The organism is Tsukamurella sputi (assembly GCF_007858445.1).
GTDB classification, from domain to species: domain Bacteria; phylum Actinomycetota; class Actinomycetes; order Mycobacteriales; family Mycobacteriaceae; genus Tsukamurella; species Tsukamurella sputi.
Map to the genome: position 1 here is coordinate 246,595 of NZ_VIGV01000003.1, position 16,554 is coordinate 263,148.

General features: G+C 70.6%; 18 protein-coding genes and 1 tRNA gene. 13 read left to right on the top strand and 6 right to left on the bottom strand.

Going from position 1 to position 16,554, the window contains the following annotated elements:
- Positions 1–6: 6 nt before the first annotated feature.
- The 3 genes from FK268_RS10670 to FK268_RS10680 form a co-directional block, all read right to left on the bottom strand.
- Positions 7–1,809 (bottom strand): penicillin-binding transpeptidase domain-containing protein, encoded by a 1,803-nt coding sequence (locus FK268_RS10670; RefSeq protein ID WP_146433850.1) that lies wholly within the window; start codon positions 1,807–1,809, stop codon positions 7–9.
- 71 nt (positions 1,810–1,880) lie between these two features.
- A complete protein-coding gene (locus tag FK268_RS10675) occupies positions 1,881–2,771 on the bottom strand; it encodes a serine hydrolase (protein WP_146433851.1) in 891 nt (296 codons plus the stop codon).
- Positions 2,768–3,613 carry a LysR family transcriptional regulator gene (locus FK268_RS10680; RefSeq protein ID WP_158636086.1) on the bottom strand — a complete coding sequence of 282 codons (846 nt, stop codon included), beginning with the start codon at positions 3,611–3,613 and terminating at the stop codon, positions 2,768–2,770. The genes FK268_RS10675 and FK268_RS10680 overlap by 4 nt, the downstream gene beginning before the upstream one ends.
- 64 nt (positions 3,614–3,677) lie before the next feature.
- Here FK268_RS10680 and FK268_RS10685 point away from each other — a divergent pair, with 64 nt between their 5' ends.
- The 9 genes from FK268_RS10685 (at position 3,678) to FK268_RS10725 (ending at position 11,342) form a co-directional block, all read left to right on the top strand.
- Positions 3,678–4,877 carry a PucR family transcriptional regulator gene (locus tag FK268_RS10685; protein WP_231707026.1) on the top strand — a complete coding sequence of 400 codons (1,200 nt, stop codon included), beginning with the start codon at positions 3,678–3,680 and terminating at the stop codon, positions 4,875–4,877.
- Positions 4,878–5,021: 144 nt separating this feature from the next.
- Positions 5,022–6,521: a long-chain-fatty-acid--CoA ligase gene (locus FK268_RS10690; RefSeq protein WP_146433857.1), complete on the top strand. Its 1,500-nt coding sequence runs from the start codon at positions 5,022–5,024 to the stop codon at positions 6,519–6,521.
- Positions 6,522–6,557: 36 nt separating this feature from the next.
- Complete coding sequence (locus tag FK268_RS10695) at positions 6,558–8,252, top strand: PHA/PHB synthase family protein (RefSeq protein WP_146433859.1); 1,695 nt, start codon at positions 6,558–6,560, stop codon at positions 8,250–8,252.
- Positions 8,253–8,260: 8 nt separating this feature from the next.
- Complete coding sequence (locus FK268_RS10700; RefSeq protein WP_146433861.1) at positions 8,261–8,713, top strand: MaoC family dehydratase; 453 nt, start codon at positions 8,261–8,263, stop codon at positions 8,711–8,713.
- Positions 8,710–9,591: a poly(3-hydroxyalkanoate) depolymerase gene (gene phaZ / locus FK268_RS10705; protein ID WP_146433863.1), complete on the top strand. Its 882-nt coding sequence runs from the start codon at positions 8,710–8,712 to the stop codon at positions 9,589–9,591. The genes FK268_RS10700 and phaZ overlap by 4 nt, the downstream gene beginning before the upstream one ends.
- 39 nt (positions 9,592–9,630) lie before the next feature.
- The gene (locus tag FK268_RS10710; protein ID WP_146433865.1) at positions 9,631–10,053 is read left to right on the top strand and encodes a Fur family transcriptional regulator; all 423 of its coding nucleotides are present in this window, start codon (positions 9,631–9,633) and stop codon (positions 10,051–10,053) included.
- A gap of 89 nt (positions 10,054–10,142) precedes the next feature.
- Positions 10,143–10,568, top strand: a complete 426-nt coding sequence (locus tag FK268_RS10715) for an organic hydroperoxide resistance protein (RefSeq protein ID WP_146433867.1) — start codon at positions 10,143–10,145, stop codon at positions 10,566–10,568.
- Positions 10,569–10,617: 49 nt separating this feature from the next.
- Positions 10,618–10,989 (top strand): fluoride efflux transporter FluC, encoded by a 372-nt coding sequence (locus FK268_RS10720; RefSeq protein WP_269434227.1) that lies wholly within the window; start codon positions 10,618–10,620, stop codon positions 10,987–10,989.
- On the top strand, positions 10,986–11,342 hold the full coding sequence (locus FK268_RS10725; RefSeq protein WP_146433871.1) for a fluoride efflux transporter FluC: 357 nt from the start codon (positions 10,986–10,988) through the stop codon (positions 11,340–11,342). Before FK268_RS10720 ends, FK268_RS10725 begins: the two co-directional genes overlap by 4 nt.
- 1 nt (position 11,343) lies before the next feature.
- Here the strand turns inward: FK268_RS10725 and FK268_RS10730 are convergent, their stop codons facing one another.
- Complete coding sequence (locus tag FK268_RS10730) at positions 11,344–11,844, bottom strand: hypothetical protein (RefSeq protein ID WP_146433873.1); 501 nt, start codon at positions 11,842–11,844, stop codon at positions 11,344–11,346.
- The gene (locus FK268_RS10735) at positions 11,844–12,308 is read right to left on the bottom strand and encodes a GatB/YqeY domain-containing protein (protein WP_146433875.1); all 465 of its coding nucleotides are present in this window, start codon (positions 12,306–12,308) and stop codon (positions 11,844–11,846) included. The genes FK268_RS10730 and FK268_RS10735 overlap by 1 nt, the downstream gene beginning before the upstream one ends.
- Positions 12,309–12,361: 53 nt before the next feature.
- On the opposite strand from FK268_RS10735, the gene FK268_RS10740 reads away from it, so the two are divergent.
- Together FK268_RS10740 and FK268_RS10745 are read left to right on the top strand one after the other, a co-directional pair.
- The gene (locus FK268_RS10740) at positions 12,362–13,312 is read left to right on the top strand and encodes a metallophosphoesterase (protein ID WP_146433876.1); all 951 of its coding nucleotides are present in this window, start codon (positions 12,362–12,364) and stop codon (positions 13,310–13,312) included.
- A gap of 55 nt (positions 13,313–13,367) precedes the next feature.
- Positions 13,368–13,441, top strand: a tRNA-Pro gene (locus FK268_RS10745).
- A gap of 101 nt (positions 13,442–13,542) precedes the next feature.
- Here the strand turns inward: FK268_RS10745 and FK268_RS10750 are convergent.
- Positions 13,543–14,454 carry an MspA family porin gene (locus FK268_RS10750; RefSeq protein WP_146433878.1) on the bottom strand — a complete coding sequence of 304 codons (912 nt, stop codon included), beginning with the start codon at positions 14,452–14,454 and terminating at the stop codon, positions 13,543–13,545.
- Between the two features lie 416 nt (positions 14,455–14,870).
- On the opposite strand from FK268_RS10750, the gene FK268_RS10755 reads away from it, so the two are divergent.
- The gene (locus FK268_RS10755) at positions 14,871–15,221 is read left to right on the top strand and encodes a hypothetical protein (protein ID WP_146433881.1); all 351 of its coding nucleotides are present in this window, start codon (positions 14,871–14,873) and stop codon (positions 15,219–15,221) included.
- A complete protein-coding gene (locus tag FK268_RS10760; RefSeq protein ID WP_146433883.1) occupies positions 15,221–16,201 on the top strand; it encodes a helix-turn-helix domain-containing protein in 981 nt (326 codons plus the stop codon). Before FK268_RS10755 ends, FK268_RS10760 begins: the two co-directional genes overlap by 1 nt.
- Positions 16,202–16,554 lie beyond the last annotated feature (353 nt).

Here is a 16,554-nt window from a genome sequence, read left to right on the forward strand (position 1 = left end):
AGCCGGTCAGGGAAGATCGCCGCCGGCCCCGCGCAGGAACGCCCCGCTCACGGCGACCGCCGGCCCGGAGCTCTCCCCGGAGACCACGAGCGTCGCGAACGCGAGATCGCCGACGATGCCCGCGAACCAGCCGTGCGCGTGCGTGTTGTCGCCGAACTCCGCCGTCCCGGTCTTGCCGCCCAGGCCCTCGATGTCGCGCAGGGCGGTTGCTGTCCCGGACGTCACCGTCTCCCGCATCGCCGTGCGCAGCGCGTCCGCCACCACGGCGTCGATCGGCCGTGACTGCGCGTTCGCGGGGGCGGGCTCACCGTCGAACAGTGAGGGCCGGACCATCGTGCGGGCGGCGAGCGAGGCTTCCACGACGGCGAGCCCGAAGGGGGAGGCCGTGACCCGGCCCTGGCCGATCGACTCCTCGACCCGCTCCGCGGAGGTGCGCGCGGCCGGCACCGAGCCGGTCACCGTCGTGATGCCCGGGATGGTGAAGTCGACTCCCAGGCCGAACCTCTGGGCGGTGTCGGTGAGCGCGGTGTCGCCGAGCTTCGTGCCCAGGCCGGCCATCGTGGTGTTGCAGGACTTGGCGAAGGCCGTGTGCAGGGGCACCGTGCCGAGGGCGAACTCGTTCTCATTGGGAATGGTGCGGTCGCCGAAGGTCGCGCGGCCGGGGCAGGCGAGCTGCGCGTCGGGCGTGGTGATCCTCGCGTCCAGCGCGGCGGCGGTGGTGATGGTCTTGAAGGTCGAACCCGGGGCGAAGAGTCCGGTCAGTGCGACGGGGCCCTGCTTGTCCGCGGCCGCGTTCTGCGCGACCGCGAGGATGCCGCCCGTCGACGGACGGATCGCGACGAGCATCGTCGCGCGCTTCTCACCCGCGACGGCCGCGTTCGCCGCGCGTTGCAGCCCGGCGTCGAGTGTGGTGCGCACCGGCCCGATCCGCGCACTGGGGAACGAGTCGACGAGGCGCAGCGGCTTGCCGTCACGGTCGACGACCGTCACCGAGCTGCCTGCCGCGGCGTCGACGTTCGTCCGCCAGCGCTCCTCGAGGCCGGGGACGACGGGCGAGCGCAGCACGGGCGCATCGGTCAGCAGGCGGCCCTCCTCGCGCACGGTGACCCCGTCGATGCCGGTGAGACCGCCGACCTTCTTCGCGTCGGAGGCGCGAAGCGAGATGACGGCGGTGGGGGAGTCCTTGCCCTCCACGGACTTCCGGAGACCGGCTGCGGTCACCGTCGGATCGGCGACGGCGAGCCGGGTCGCGAGGGCGTCCGCGGCCGAGGCCGCCTTCGCGGGATCGAGGTTCACGACGGTGACGGTCTGCCAGGTCATGAGCGGTGCGTTCTTCCGGTCCACGACGGGCGTGTTGTACGGCTTCTCGTCGGCGTAGAGCAGGCGCGCGCCGTCGGCGGTCGCATCGGGATGGATCAGCGTCGGCCGCCAGGTGACCTTGCCGCCGCCCGCGGCGACCTTCGTGGTGAACCGCACGCCGTGCTTGCGGGGCAGCGCCCACGACCACGTGAGCGTCCGGTCCTCGCCGTCCTTGCCGGCGGTCACCGTCGGAGTGGCGCCGTCCATGCCGTCGAAGGTGGACCGCAGGGCGGCCGCGGCGGTGTCCGGGGCGGACGTGAGGTTCGCGGCGTGCGCGGCGTCGCGGGCGGAGACGGCAGCGGCGAATTTGGTGACGACGTCGTCCTCGGAGCAGGCGACCAGGGATCCCGCGAGGGTCGCGGTCGCGAGCACGGCGCCCGCGGCGGTGCGGGTGCGACGGGGCGGTGTCGGGGTGGCGCCGGAGGCGGGCCGGTTCAGGATGGAGCGCATGACTCCAGTCAACCGGGGATCGGCGATAGTCGCCAAAGAGCGAATCCGGCGTCGACGATAGCGATCCGCTATCAATGCTGGTCGAACGGGACGCGGAGTGCGTCGACCGCGATCGCGGCGACCGTCCCGATGGCCGCGTCGACCCTCGGCAGGCTCGGATCGTTGCGGGCGGCGTGGGTGAAGACCGCTACTGCGACCGGGTGCTCGCCGGGGTAGGCGACCACCGCGACCTCGCTGCGGAGCGCGCCCAGAGTGCCCGTCTTGCCCGCGATCGACGGTGCCGATCCGAACCCCGAGGCGACCCTGTGCCGGAAGACCTGCCCGCCGAGTGCGGAGCGGGCGAACGCGCACTGCGCCGGCGATGCCGCGGTGTCCGTCCAGATCGCCGCCAGGAGCGCGGTCATGTCGGCGGCGGTGGTGGCGCTGCCGAAGGACGGGTCGTAGGCGCGCACGGGGCGGGCGAGGTCGTCGTCGGCGAGGGCGGCGAAGGCCTCGGCGACGGTGTGGGTGTCGGTCTCCGCCATCATCGCGGCGTGGATCTCGGCGTCGCCGCCGACGATCCTGGTGCCGTGCAGCCCCAGGTCGCGGGCGGTCTCCTGCACCGCGTCCAGGCCCACCCGCCGCATCAGCTCGCCGGCGGCCGCGTTGTCCGAGACCGCGATCATCGAGCGCAGCAGATCCCGCAGGCTCATCTCGACCGGATCCGAGAGCGCCGCGATGCCGGTGGGCCCGGGCGTCGCGGAACCCGGGTCGACGGTGACCCGCGTGCGGGGATCGAGTCGTCCGGTGTCGAAGGCGCGCGCGGCGGCCACGAGCAGCAGGACCTTGTAGATCGAGGCGGGTACCACGGGCTGCGCGCCGCCCACCGACAGCTCCGCGGGGTGCCCGATCACCCGGGCGTGCACCCAGCCGTTGCACCCGGCGTCGGCGAAGGCGGCGTCGATCCGCGCGGCCGCGGTCATCGGCCGAGCCGCCACAGCGCCGATTCCAGCCGGGCCGCGTCCGGGTGGTCGCGCCGGCCGAGGATCTTCACGCGCAGGGGGAAGTCCGTGGCCGGGCGGCGCGCGGTGCCCGCCGGAACCGCGTCCCCGGCCGCGACGGGGGTGAACGCCAGCCCCGCGGCGACGGCGGCGTGCGCCGCGGACTCGGTCTCGGTGATCAGCACGGCCGACGTGATGCCGCGTGCCGTGAGCCGGTCCAGCAGCAGATCCGCGGCCGGCGGATTGGCCGCGCGCGGCGGCAGCGCGACCGCCAGCGCCGACAGGTCGCGCAGGCGCGGCGACCGGAATCCTTCCGGTACCAGGAAGTCCCGCGGCAGCGCGATCACCGGGCCCGACGGTGCGCCGTCCCCCAGGACGGGGTGCTCGACGACCGCCACGTCGAGCAGGTCCTCGGCGACCGCCCGCGCCAGCTGCGGTGAGGCGCCGGCCGAGAGGGTCAGCGGCGCACCGTCGTCGCCGGCGGACAGGGCGGCGGCGCAGGCGGCCGACACCGCGGAGCCGAGCGCGTCGCACAGCGCCACCCTTCGCTCCCCGATCCCCGCGCCGAGGCGCGCGGCCTCGGCGACGAACCGATCGGCGTCGCGGACCATGACCCGGGCGCGCGGCAGCAGCTCGCGACCCGCGGGAGTGAGGTCGGCGCCCCGTCGGCTCCGGTCGATGAGCGTGACGCCGAGGGCCTCCTCGAGGCGGCGCAGGCCGGCCGAGACCGGCGGCTGCGTGATCCCGAGCCGGTCCGCGGCGCGACCGAAGTGCTGCTCCTCGGCGACCGCGACGAAGAAGCGCAGGTGCCGGATGAGGTCCATGTGCCGGAGTCTAGCCAGCCGATTCGGGCACGCGCGGCGCTGGGAACCAGCACAATCGGCAGGTGTGAACGATGCCGTGGACGCCGAGATCGCACAGATCCGTGACGCACTGACGGCGCGGATGGAGCGCATCACCGCGTCGGTGGTCGCGACGATCCGGCAGCAGATCCCGTTCTACGCCGATGCCGGCGCCGTCTCCGAGGAGATGGTCACCGAGGCGGTGCGGGACAACCTGACGTACATGGTGCGCGCGCTCACCGACACCGCCTTCGACACCGCGCCCGCCGCGGCGACGGGGCGCACGCGCGCCGAGATCGGCGTGCCGCTGGCCGCCGTGATGCACGCCTACCGCATCGGCGTGCACCGCGTCTGGCAGGAGGTGCACGCGATCGCCGAGGACCGGCCGGAACTGAGCCGGCGGGCGCTGCTCTCGGCGACACAGCACATGTGGGAGGCGCAGGACCAGTTCGTGGACGCCATGGCCGGGGCCCATCGCGACCGCACCACCGAACAGGCGCTCGACGACGCCGCCGAGCGCGCCGCACTCGCCGAATACCTTCTGCAGGGCAGGATCCCGAGCGATCAGAGCCTCTGGGAGATCGCCACGCTGCTGCGGCTCCCCACGACGGGGCCCTACCTCGCAGTCGCCGCGGCCACGGTCGAGGTGGGGCGCGCGCCGCTGCCGGGGGTCGCCGACCGGCTGCGGGCGATCGACGCCTACTCGGCGTGGCGGCTGCTGCCGGACCAGCAGATCGGGATCATCCATGCCCCGACGCCGGCGGTGCGCACCGCGGTGATCGATCTGCTGCGCCGGATCGCCGTCGCCCGTGTCGGCGTGAGCGCCCCGTTCGGAGAACTCCGCGACACCCCGCAGGGACTCAACTTCGCGCGGCGAGAACTCGTCGGGCCGGGCACCGGGGTCTCCGTCTTCGACGGTTCCGTCCTCGGCACCGCCGCGATCGCCGCGCCCGAGACCACCGTCGAGCTGGCCCGGGGCGTGCTGCGCCGGCTGTACGAGCTCCCCGAGGACGACCGGGACCCGCTGTTCGCCACCTTCCGGGCGTGGGTCGCGCACGACGGCAACGTCAAGGATGCGGCCGCCGAGTTGTTCGTGCACCCCAACACGGTGCGGCACCGCCTGCGGCGTGTCGAGCAGCTCACCGGCCGTTCCATCGGATCGCCCCGCGAGGTGGCCGAGCTGTGCCTCGCCTTCGAGGTCGACGCCCGGGTCCGACTCCAGGTGGACGCTGGCAAACCGGCCTAGTGGCGGCTTGCAGAACCAAGCTGTGGTGATTGTGTTTCGTGACACCTCAGCGGGCGGAACCGTGTTTGCGTCACCATCGACCCGACAGGGTGTCCAGGGTCACTCTGTAAAGGACGAACCCGACACCGCCCAGAAGGACTCACGATGACGAACCTCGCCGAGAACCTCACCTCCGCCGCCGCTGCGCACGGCGACACCGTCGCCCTCAAGTGCGACGAACTCCAGTTCACGTATGCGGAGTTCGACGACGCCTCCGCACGTTTCGCCACCTACCTCGCGGAGCAGGGCATCGAGGCCGGTGACCGGGTCGGCATCATGCTGCCGAACACCCCGGCCTTCGCCATCGTCTTCTACGGCCTGATGCGCCGCGGCGCGATCGCGGTCCCGATGAACCCGCTGCTCAAGGCGGCCGAGGTCGAGTACTACCTCGCGAACACCTCGTCCACGGCGCTGTTTGCCACGCCCGTCTTCGCCGCCGACGCCGAGGCCGGGGCGAAGGCAGCAGGCGCCGCCTGTCACTTCGGCGACGACGCGGCCCTCGCCACGCTCCTCGCGAAGTACGAGCCCACGACGGCGGTCGAGCCCCGGGAACCGTCGGACACGGCGGTCATCCTGCACACCTCCGGCACCACCGGTAAGCCCAAGGGTGCCGAACTCACCCACGACGGCCTCGGCCGCAACTGCGAGATCGCGGGACGTACGCTGCTCGGCCTGTCCAACGACGACGTGGTCATGGGCTGCCTGCCGCTGTTCCACGTCTTCGGACTCACGTGCGGCCTCGACGCCGCGGTCCGTTTCGGCGCGACGCTCACCCTGATCCCGCGCTTCGACCCGCGCAAGGCCATCGAGGTGATCGGGCGCGACCGCGTCACAGTCTTCCTGGGCGTCCCCACGATGTACGCGGCGCTGGTGGCCTCGCTGCAGCCCGGCGACGACGTCTCCTCGTTGCGGGCCTGCGCGTCCGGTGGCGCCGCCCTACCGCTCCAGGTCATCACCGACTTCGAGAAGGCCTTCAACGCGATCATCATGGAGGGCTACGGCCTGTCCGAGACGTCGCCCGTCGCCTGCTTCAACCACCCGGACAAGCCCCGTAAGCCCGGCACCATCGGAACCCCCATCGAGGGCATCGAGATGCGGGTCGTCGACGACGCGGGCAAGGAGGTCCCGCAGGGCGAGCGCGGCGAGGTGCAGGTGCGCGGCCACAACATCATGAAGGGCTACTGGAACCTGCCCGAGGCGACCGCCGCGTCGATCGACCCCGACGGCTGGTTCTCCACCGGCGACATCGGCATCGTCGACGAGGAGGGCTACTTCTCGATCGTCGACCGCAAGAAGGAGATGATCATCCGCGGCGGGCTCAACGTCTACCCGCGCGAGCTCGAAGAGGTGCTCTACAGCCATCCCGAGATCGCGGAGGCCGCCGTCGTCGGCATCCCGCACGCCTCGCTCGGCGAGGAGGTGGGCGCGGCCGTCGCGCTCAAGGCGGGCAGCACGCTGACCGCCGAGGCCGTCCGCGAGTTCGTCAAGGAGCGCGTCGCCTCGTACAAGTACCCGCGCCACGTCTGGCTGCTGACGGAGCTGCCCAAGGGCGCCACCGGCAAGGTGCAGAAGCGCGACATCGCCGTCCCGGCCGAATTCAACTGAACCACACCACGATCACAGGAAATCGAGGCCACCATCATGACCACCACCGCTGAAGGTGCCGACGAGATCGTCGCTCCTCTGGACCTGCTTCTCGTCAACTCCACCAAGTCGTTCGCCTCACGCATGGTTCCGAACGCCGCCTGGGCCCGGTTCGGACTCTCCCTCGCGGGGAAGCCCGTGACCGTGGCCGAGCGCTCCGCCGGCCTGGCGAAGGAGCTCGCGCTCATCGCGGCCGGGCGCAGCGCCCGCGAGCCCAAGCGGGGCGACTTCCGGTTCAAGGATCCGGCGTGGGCGCAGAACCCGCTGCTCAATCGCATCGAGCAGGCCTACCTGGCCGTCTCGGACCTGGCGGATCAGCTCTACGACGACGCCGAACTGGAGTGGAAGGACGCCGAGAAGATGCGGTTCGTCCTCGACAACCTCATCGAGGGCCTGTCGCCGACGAACAATCCCTTCGTCTCGCCGCTGGGCTGGAAGGCGATGATCGACACCGGTGGCCTGTCCGTGGTCCGCGGGCTCAAGGCCTTCGTCCGGGACATGGCGTCCAAGCCGCGCATCCCCTCGATGGTCGACCCGAACGCCTACACCGTGGGCGAGACGGTCGCGACGTCGAAGGGCACCGTCGTCCTGCGGACCCGGATGTTCGAGCTGATCCAGTACGCCCCGCAGACCAAGCAGGTGCGCGAGGTACCGCTGCTGCTGGTGCCGCCGGTGATCAATAAGTTCTACATCATGGACATCGCGCCGGGGCGCAGCCTCGTCGAGCACTACGTCAAGGGCGGCCAGCAGGTGTTCGCCATCTCCTGGCGCAATCCCTCGGCGCGGCACCGGGACTGGGGCTTCGACGAGTACGGCAAGGCCATCATCGAGGCGCTCGACGCGCTGCGGGTGATCACCGGTGCGGACCAGGCGAACGTCTTCGCCACCTGCTCCGGCGGGATCCTCACGTCGATGGTCATGGCGCACCTGTTCGCCACCGGCCACGGCGACCGGATCGCCGGGCTGACCTTCGGTGTGACCGTCCTCGACCAGAGCCACGCGGGCTTCGCCTCCGCGCTGGCGAGCAGACGGGCCGCTGAAGCCGCGATCCGTACGTCCGCGAACAAGGGCTACCTCGACGGTGCCGCCATGGCCGAGATGTTCGCCTGGCTCCGCCCGACGGACCTGGTGTGGCGGTACGTGGTGAACAACTACATCCAGGGCCGGCCGCCGGCCGCCTTCGACGTCCTGTTCTGGAACGCCGACACCACCCGGATGACCGCGGCCCTGCACAAGGACATGGTGCTCATGGGCCTGGACAACAAGCTGGTCACCCCGGGCGCGTCGACGATGCTGGGCACACCCGTGGACCTGTCGAAGATCGAGGCCGACCTGTACGTGATCGGCGGCATCTCCGATCACATCTGTCCCTGGCAGGCCACCGAGCGCAGTGCCGCGCTGTTCGGCAGCAAGGACAACACCTACGTGCTCTCCACCGCCGGCCACATCGCGTCGCTGGTCAACCCGCCCGGCAACCCGAAGGCGTCGTTCCGCACGGCGCCCGTCCTGCAGGACCAGACCCCCGAGGAGTGGTTCGAGACCGCCGTCAAGGAGCAGGGCTCCTGGTGGCCGCACCACCTCGAGTGGCTCGATCAGCGCAGCGGCGCGGAGGTCGACGCCCCGTCGGCCCTGGGCGCCGCCGGCTACGAGCCCCTGGCCCCCGCCCCCGGCACCTACGTTCTGGAGAAGTGAGGCCCGCCATGACCACCACGATCGCCACCCCGCAGGAACTGCTCGGACTCGTCGGGCAGTCGCTCGGCACGACCGAGTGGATGACCGTCGACCAGGAGCGCGTGAACCTCTTCGCCGACGCCACCGGTGACCACCAGTGGATCCACGTCGACCCGGAGAAGGCCGCCGCGGGCCCCTACGGCAGGACCATCGCGCACGGCTACCTCACGCTCTCGCTGGCGCCGCTGTTCATCGCCGAGGCGCTGGTCGTCGAGCAGGTGCAGGCCGCGGTGAACTACGGCCTCAACAAGGTGCGCTTCCCCGCGCCGGTCCCCGTCGGCTCGCGGGTGCGCGCCGCCGTGGAACTGGCCGGGGCGCAGGAGAAGCCGGCCGGGATCGAGGCCGTCATCCGCCTGACCTACGAGGTGGAGGGTGCCGACCGTCCGGCGTGCATCGCCGAGACGGTGGTGCTGTACCGATGAGCGACGAGACCGCCGCCGAGGTGGACCTGCCCGACGAGCTCATCGCCACCGGGGGACAGCGGATCCGGGTGCGCTACCGGCCCGGAGTGGGCGTGCCCCTGGTGCTGTGCAACGGGATCGGGGCGAGCCTCGAGGTGCTGGATCCGTTCGTGGCGAAGCTCGATCCGCAGCGCCCCGTGGTGCGTTTCGACGCGCCCGGGGTGGGGGAATCGCCGACGTCGATCCTGCCCTACGGTTTCCCCTACCTCGCATGGGTGCTCGGCCGGGTGCTCGACGAGTTGGACATCGGTGTCGTCGACATCCTGGGCCTGTCCTGGGGCGGTGCGCTGGCCCAGCAGTTCGCCTTCCAGAACCCGATGCGCTGCCGGCGCCTGATCCTGGTGTCCACCGGCACCGGCGCGATCATGGTGCCCGGCGATCCGCGCGTGCTCCGGAAGATGGTCACGCCGCGCCGCTTCCGCGATCCCGAGTACGCGGCGCAGGTCGCGGGCGAGCTGTACGGCGGCACGGTCCGGGAGGACGGGACCGACATCGCCGAGACCTTCCAGCGGCAGATGCACGCCGGCTCCAAGATGGGCTATCTGCACCAGCTGCTCGCCGGCTCGGTGTGGACGTCGATCTTCGCGCTGCCCGCGATCCGGCAGAAGACCCTGCTCGTCTTCGGCGAGGACGACCCGATCATCCCCATGATCAACGGCAGGATCTTCGAGACGCTGCTCCCGCGGGCCACGCTGCACCGGCACGAGGGCGGCCACGTCGACCTGGTGACCCGCGCCGATGTGCTGGCGCCGGTGATCGAGGAGTTCCTGGGAACGCCCCACCTCGGCCGGCGGCAGTGGCGCGGCCGGAACAACGGACCGCTCACACCGCGCGACTGACCCTGGAATCATTCCAAAATCGGGCGTACTCTATTTCGCATGAGCGAGGTGGACACCGCTGAGGACCGGTTACGGGGCGTGGGGCTGCGGATCACCGCGCCCCGCGTCGCCGCGCTCGGCTACCTCGACGGTCACCCGCACGCCACGGCCGACGATGTGGCCGAGTACCTGCGCAGCAGGCTCGGCACCGTCGCCACGCAGACCGTCTACGACGTGCTGCGCGTCTGCGCCGAGAAGGGCCTGCTCCGCCGCATCGAGCCCGCCGGCTCCGCCGTGCGGTACGAGGCCCGGGTCGCCGACAACCACCACCACCTCGTGTGCCGGTCGTGCGCGAAGATCGTCGACATCGATTGCGCCGTGGGCGCCGCGCCCTGCCTGACCGCGGACGACGACCACGGCTTCGTCATCGACGAGGCGGAGGTCACGTTCTGGGGCTACTGCCCCGACTGCGCGGCCCACTGAGCATCCCCGGGCGCGTCGCCTGTGACGCGGACTACTGTCGAGGGTGACGCCGTCCGGGCCTGGGCGGCACGAATGCGAAGGAGTGCGATATGAGCTTGGACGTCGTCTACACCATCTCCTCGACCGCCACCGGCGGCGGTCGCGACGGGCACGTGAAGTCGGCCACCGGCCGCATCGACCTGGACACGCGACCGCCGAAGGAGATGGGCGGCAACGGAGAGGGCACCAACCCGGAGGAGCTGTTCTCCGCCGGTTACGCCGCGTGCTTCCTCGGCGCGATCCGCGCCGTGGGCCGCAACGAGAAGGTCGCCGTCCCGGACGACGCCAGCGTCGACGTCACCGTCGGCTTCGGGAAGACCGAGTCCGGCTTCGGCATCAACGCCGCGATCAAGGCCACGCTGCCCGGCCTCGCCCAGGCGGACGCCGAGGCCCTCGTCGCCAAGGCGCACCAGCTGTGCCCGTACTCGAACGCGACGCGCGGCAACATCGACGTCGATCTGACCACCGCGGTCTGATCGGCGCCTGAGCACGTTACTGCGGCCCGCCGCCCTGGGACTGGTCTTCCTGGGCGGCGCGGCCGGCACCTTTCTCCGGGCCGAGGTGGGGCACTGGCTGCCCCACAGTCCCTTCGCCTGGTCCACCTTCACGGTGAACATGCTGGGCGCCTTCCTCCTCGGCGGCATCGTCGAGGCACTCTCGCAGCGGCCCGACGACGAACGGCATCGCCGCATCCGGCTCCTGCTCGGGACCGGTTTCTGCGGAGGCCTCACCACGTACAGCGCGTTCGCGCTGGACATCCACGGCGCCAGCCCGGCCGTCGGCGCACTGTACGCGGGCTCGACGGTGCTCCTCGGCCTCGTCGCGGCACTCGCCGGGGCGGCGGTGGTGCGGCCCCGGCGCCGGGAGCAGCGCGAGCGGGCCGGATCAACCTCATGACCACGCTGCTGATTTGCATCGGAGGGGGCTTCGGCGCCGTCCTGCGCTACCTGGTCGACGGTGCGCTCCGCGCCCGCCTGACGTTCTGGTCGACCGCGCTGATCAACGTCACCGGCTCGTTCGTGCTCGGTCTCCTGGCCGGGTCCGCGGCGGGCGGAGGGCTCGGCGGGACTGCGCTCGCGGTGCTGGGCACCGGCGTCTGCGGCGGCTACACGACCTTCAGCACCGCCACCGTCGAGACGCTGACGCTCCTGCGGGACAAGCGCTACCGCGATGGCCTCGGGTACGGGCTGTGCACCCTGGTGGCGAGCGTCGTCGCGGTGTGGGGCGGCTACGCCCTCGGCGCGCTCTGACTCACGCGCCGCTGCGCTGCACCGCGTACCGGTACACAGGGCGGGTGAGGGCGAGCGAGAACAGGAACAGGAACATCACGACGAGTGCGCCCCACATCGGCAGGCCCGCGAGCGGCGCGCCGTTGTGGTCTATGCCGAAGCGGCTCACCGGATCGCTGTAGTCGCGCGCGTTGCCGAGCAGCACCGATACCGCGGCCAGGAGGAAGCCGACGAAGACGGCGAGTCCGTAGAGCACCGTCGCCCAGCGCTGCCCGAACAGGGCGAACAGCCCCGTGAAGGCCATCGCCGCGACGGTCACGAGGCCGGCGATCGCGATGATCAGGATCGTGATCGTGCGCACGCCCAGTGGCGACGCGGGGAAGTTCCCCGGGTAGCCCGTGGTGCCGAGCAGCGCCGAGCACTGGATGATCGCAGTCACGTAGAGGGCGATGGCGCCGGCGCCCGCGGCGAGTGAGACCAGAACCCAGAGCCACATCGCGCCCGGCCGGCTCGCTTTACCCACTACGCGAGCTTCGCCTTGACGGCGGAGGACAGCCGCTTGCCGTCAGCCGCGCCTGCCGCCTTCGCGTTCGCGACCTTCATGACCTGGCCCATCTGGCGCACCGTCGGGGCCTCACCGAGCTGGGCCGTGACCTCAGCGATCGCGGCGTCGACGAGGGTGTTCAGCTCGTCGTCGGAGAGCTGCTTCGGCAGGTAGCGGGACATGACATCGGCCTCGGCCCGCTCCTTCGCGGCGAGCTCGTCGCGGCCGTTGGCCTCGAAGATCTCGGCGGCCTCGCCCCGCTTCTTCACCTCGCGCGCGACCACCTTGAGGAACTCCTCGTCGGTCAGCGCGTGCGCGGTGCCGGAGGTCTCCTCGTTCTGGATGGCCGAGAGCAGCATGCGCAGCGTGCCGGTGACCAGGACGTCCTTGGCCTTCATCGCGGTCTTGAGGTCGTCGCGGATAGCGGCTTTCACTTCTGACATGACGTCCAAGTTACGCGGTGTGCGGGGGAGCGGCAGCTGAGTATCCTGGGGGAATGGCAGTTCATCCTCTTCTCCGTGCCGGAGCGGGCCTGGCGGGCGCGGGTGTCGCGTCCATCGCGTACGCGACGGTCTTCGAGCGCAACGCCTTCACGCTGCGCGAGCACACGCTGCCGATCCTGCCGCCCGGCACGCCGACGCTGCGCATCCTGCACATCTCCGACCTGCACATGATGCCAGGGCAGCGGCTCAAGCAGGGGTGGGTGCGGGATCTGGCGGCGCTGGAGCCCGATCTCGTGGTGAACACGGGCGACAACCTGTCGCACCCGCGCGCCGTGCCGTCCGTCGTGCAGACGCTCGATCCGCTCCTCGCGTGCCCGGGGCTGTTCGTCTTCGGTTCGAACGACTACTTCGGGCCCACGCCGAAGAACCCGGCCAAGTACTTCGACAAGAACCACGAGCGCAAGCACGGCGAGCCCCTGCCCTGGCAGGACCTGCGTGCGGCGTTCGCGGAGCGTGGCTGGCTCGACGCCACGCACCAGCGGCGCCGGCTCGAGGCCGGAGGCGTCACCATCCAGGTCGCGGGCGTCGACGACCCGCACATCGAGCGGGACCGGTACGAGACCATCGCGGGGCGCGCCGACGAGTCCGTCGACCTGCGGCTCGCCCTCACGCATTCGCCGGAGCCGCACGTGCTGGACCGGTTCGCCGCCGACGGCTACGACCTGGCGCTCGCCGGCCACACGCACGGTGGGCAGCTGTGCCTGCCGCTGTACGGCGCGCTCATCACCAACTGCGGGCTGGATCGTTCGCGGGTGAAGGGCGCCTCCGCGTGGGGCGCGCACATGAAGCTGCACGTCAGCGCGGGGCTCGGCACGTCGCCCTGGGCGCCCTTCCGCACCTTCTGCCGTCCCGAGGCCTCACTGCTCACCCTCGTCGGCGCGCCCGTGCGCGACCGGGAGGTGGAGCTCGGGCCCGTCATCGCCCCCGAGGCGGTACAGGCCTGACCTGCCGATTTCCTGCCCGACGGTGGCTGTAGTAATCTATTGCAGGTTGTCACCACGGGGTGTGGCGCAGCTTGGTAGCGCGCTTCGTTCGGGACGAAGAGGTCGTGGGTTCGAATCCCGCCACCCCGACTCGTTGGTTGAGACGACAGCAGGGCCCCTGATCAGTGGAAACACTGGCCAGGGGCCTTACTTGTGGGCCGAGAGGGTCGCCTCGTGGGCCCTGTCTCCGCTTACCTGTTCTGCTCGGGACGGGTGAGGAAGATCGGTTTGCCGAAGGTGGTGAGGGTGTCGTCGGTGGCGTCGGTGCTGATGGCGACTGTGGCGTAGGTGCGGACTTGGACGCCGCCGATGCAGTTGTCGACGGCGATGCGGATGTCGCGGGACATGACCTGGGCGTTGGGGCCGACGACGGCTTTCTTGGCGTAGGGGATGTCTTTGGTGGTGCCGGGTTTGAGGATGCCGGAGATGTTGCCGGTTTCGGTGACGGTGTCGGACAGGGTGCCGGAGAGGCTGCCGGTTCCGGTGCCGGAGACGCTGCCGCCGCCGGAGCCGCCGTTGGAGCCGCCTTGCCCTTGTCCGGTGACGGTGCCGGACGCGGTGACGGTCGGGGTGATCGAGGCGGTGGTCGCGTTCGACAGTGATCCGCCGACGGTGAGGCTGTCTGCGGTCACGGCGCAGCCGACTTGGACCCCTGTAGTGAGAGTTGCCGACTTGATTCGACTGGTGGGCTTACGCTTCGGATCGTTCGGGTGCTCGGCTTCGATCTTCGCCTCGCCGCCCACGGAGCTGAAGCCCTCGAAACTCTGGGGCGATCGGTTCAGCGGCGGAACGGAATCGAGCTTCTCCCCGAACTTGGAAACGGTGACTTTCCAGCCGTCGCGGGTGATCAGTTCGCGGCTGGTGTCGGCGAACTCTCCGTCGCGGATCTGCCCGGGGACCGGGACGCGCATCCGCGGTGCGGGTGGAGGTGTGACTGCGTTGGCGGCGGGTTGGGCTGCCGCTGCCGCGGGGGTCGGCTTGGGCGCCGGCGCGGGAGCCGCCCCGGCCGGAGCCACCGTGATGGCGACGGTTGCGGCTGCAGCACACAGACCGATGAGCGTGCGCGGAAGCCGGGGCGGGTGCGTGCGAGGCGCGGTGGGCATGGTGTGGTCTCCCCAGGTGAGAACGATCGACAATGTCACATCTGCAACAACAGCCCCAATAGCACCACATTGAACCGCGGATTCGCAATCCGAGTGCATAACAAATCGATCACAGTTACCTGAATACGCCAGTCTTTACGGCTGTTGTGCAGTGAGTTCGCGCCGCGTCCGTCGATCGCTCGCCCCGGAGTGTTGGCCGAATCTCGCACCGCGATTGCGCTTCTACCTGGGGCGTTATCGCTACCGTGAAGCTGGGTGGGGCATGACAAGACGTCTTCGGATGACTGCTACCTGTGTGGGTGATCTCGAATCAGGTGTCCGCGGAGCTGATGAACATCCGCTACGGTCAGGTTCGGTGGAAGGCGACAACTCGCCTGAACCGCTGTGATGTCGTAAGCGTACCGAAAGGGTGGCCCATGTCCGCGGACGAGACCCGACAACTCCCTGTGCAGCAACCGGCGGTCGCGTCTGGAGCGGCCGCGCCCTCTGCCTCACCGGCACCGGCGGTTGCTGGTGGTGGGGCGCCGGATGGGAGGTCGGCCGACGAGGAGCTGCGGGCACTCGCCCGGAAGGCTGCCGGGTTGGTTATCGGGTTGGTGTTGTTGATCGGTTGCGGCTTCGCCGTCTCCCACCTGAACGCTTGGGGTGAGCGGTGGACGATGCCGCTGGTGTTCGTGATCTTCGTGCTGGTGATGATGCTCGCGAGCAACCTCGTTGTTGGCGGTGCGAGCGCGGTGTGGAACGCTGCTCGCACCGGCGCGCGCTGATGGCCTCCGCGGATCCCGGCGAGGCAGGGGACGGCGCCGCGGTCTTCGCCTCGGCGTTGCGGCGGTTGTTCACGCTCGCCGGGTCGCCGACGGTGCGGGCGGTAGCGGACGCGATCGGGGTCAGTGCTGCGACGGTGTCGAACTGGCGCACCGGACGGCACCTGCCAAGCGGATTCGAGACGATCGAGCCGATGCTGGTGTGGCTGACCGCCCGCGCCACAACAGGGGGTGTGGTCGGAGACGGCGTGGTGACGGTGCCGCAGTGGCAGCACCTGTTCAACACCGCCACCGGGCGCGACCCCGCTCTCCCTGTGCTCACGCAGATCGCGACCGCCGCCGAGCAGTGGGCGACCGCCACCGACACTACGGCGTCGTCGGTACGTCTGGACGACGCTCGAGTGCTGTTCCTGAGCTGTGTCGCGGTCTCGTCGACCGGTGACCTCGCCCTTCGCACTCCCGAAGTGCCCGCCGCAGCGGGGCGCACAGCGGCCGAACTTGTCGAGGTGGGCGCTCTGACTCTGACTCCCGACCCAGGCACCGAAAACCAGGACCTGGTGCGGTTGACGGACCTGCGGCTGATCGAGACCTGGCCGCGCCTGGCGAGCTGGGTACAGCAGGCCCGCCCCGTGCTCATCGCCCGCAGCGCACTCGAGCAGGACGCGCACCGCTGGGCCACCGCCGGCCGCCCCCGAGCCTGGCTCTACGACCACGTCCGCCTGACTCTGACCGCCGACGCCCTCATCGCCCTCGCACCCGCGGCAGCGATCGACGAACCCGCGGCAACCCCAGGGCAGGCGTTCCGGTTCGGAGCCGCGACCACAGCGCACATCCCACGCGGCGACGTGACCGAGTTCTGGACCGCGTCGCAGGCGGCGTCCCTGCACACGCTGCGCGTGCATCAGTTGATCGCCGCGGTGTTCATCGTGCTCATCGTCATGATCCTCGGCCTCGGTCTCGCCCTCGGCGCCGTCACCGCCTAGACCACCGATGCGCACCTATCCAACTCCCCGCACCCGGCTCGCATCTGAGATCGACTCAGCGACCACCTCGCCGCGGGACTATGGGCGATTTGCGTTGTTTAGCGGGCCGCCAAACAAGCCCCGAACCAGGCTGTCGTGTTTAGTGACTCCGCTAAACACCACTAAACAAACCAACCCTGGCCTGCGGAGACGCATGTTTAGTGCGCTGAGGTGGTTGACACGCCCGAATCGTGTGGAAGCTTGGCATCCATCACCCGGCACTTCGCCGAATCGCCGATCCACTTCCCTGCACTTTGGAGTGTTCTGATGCCCACACCCACCCCGCGGCAACCGCAGCCCGCGCCGCTGCCATC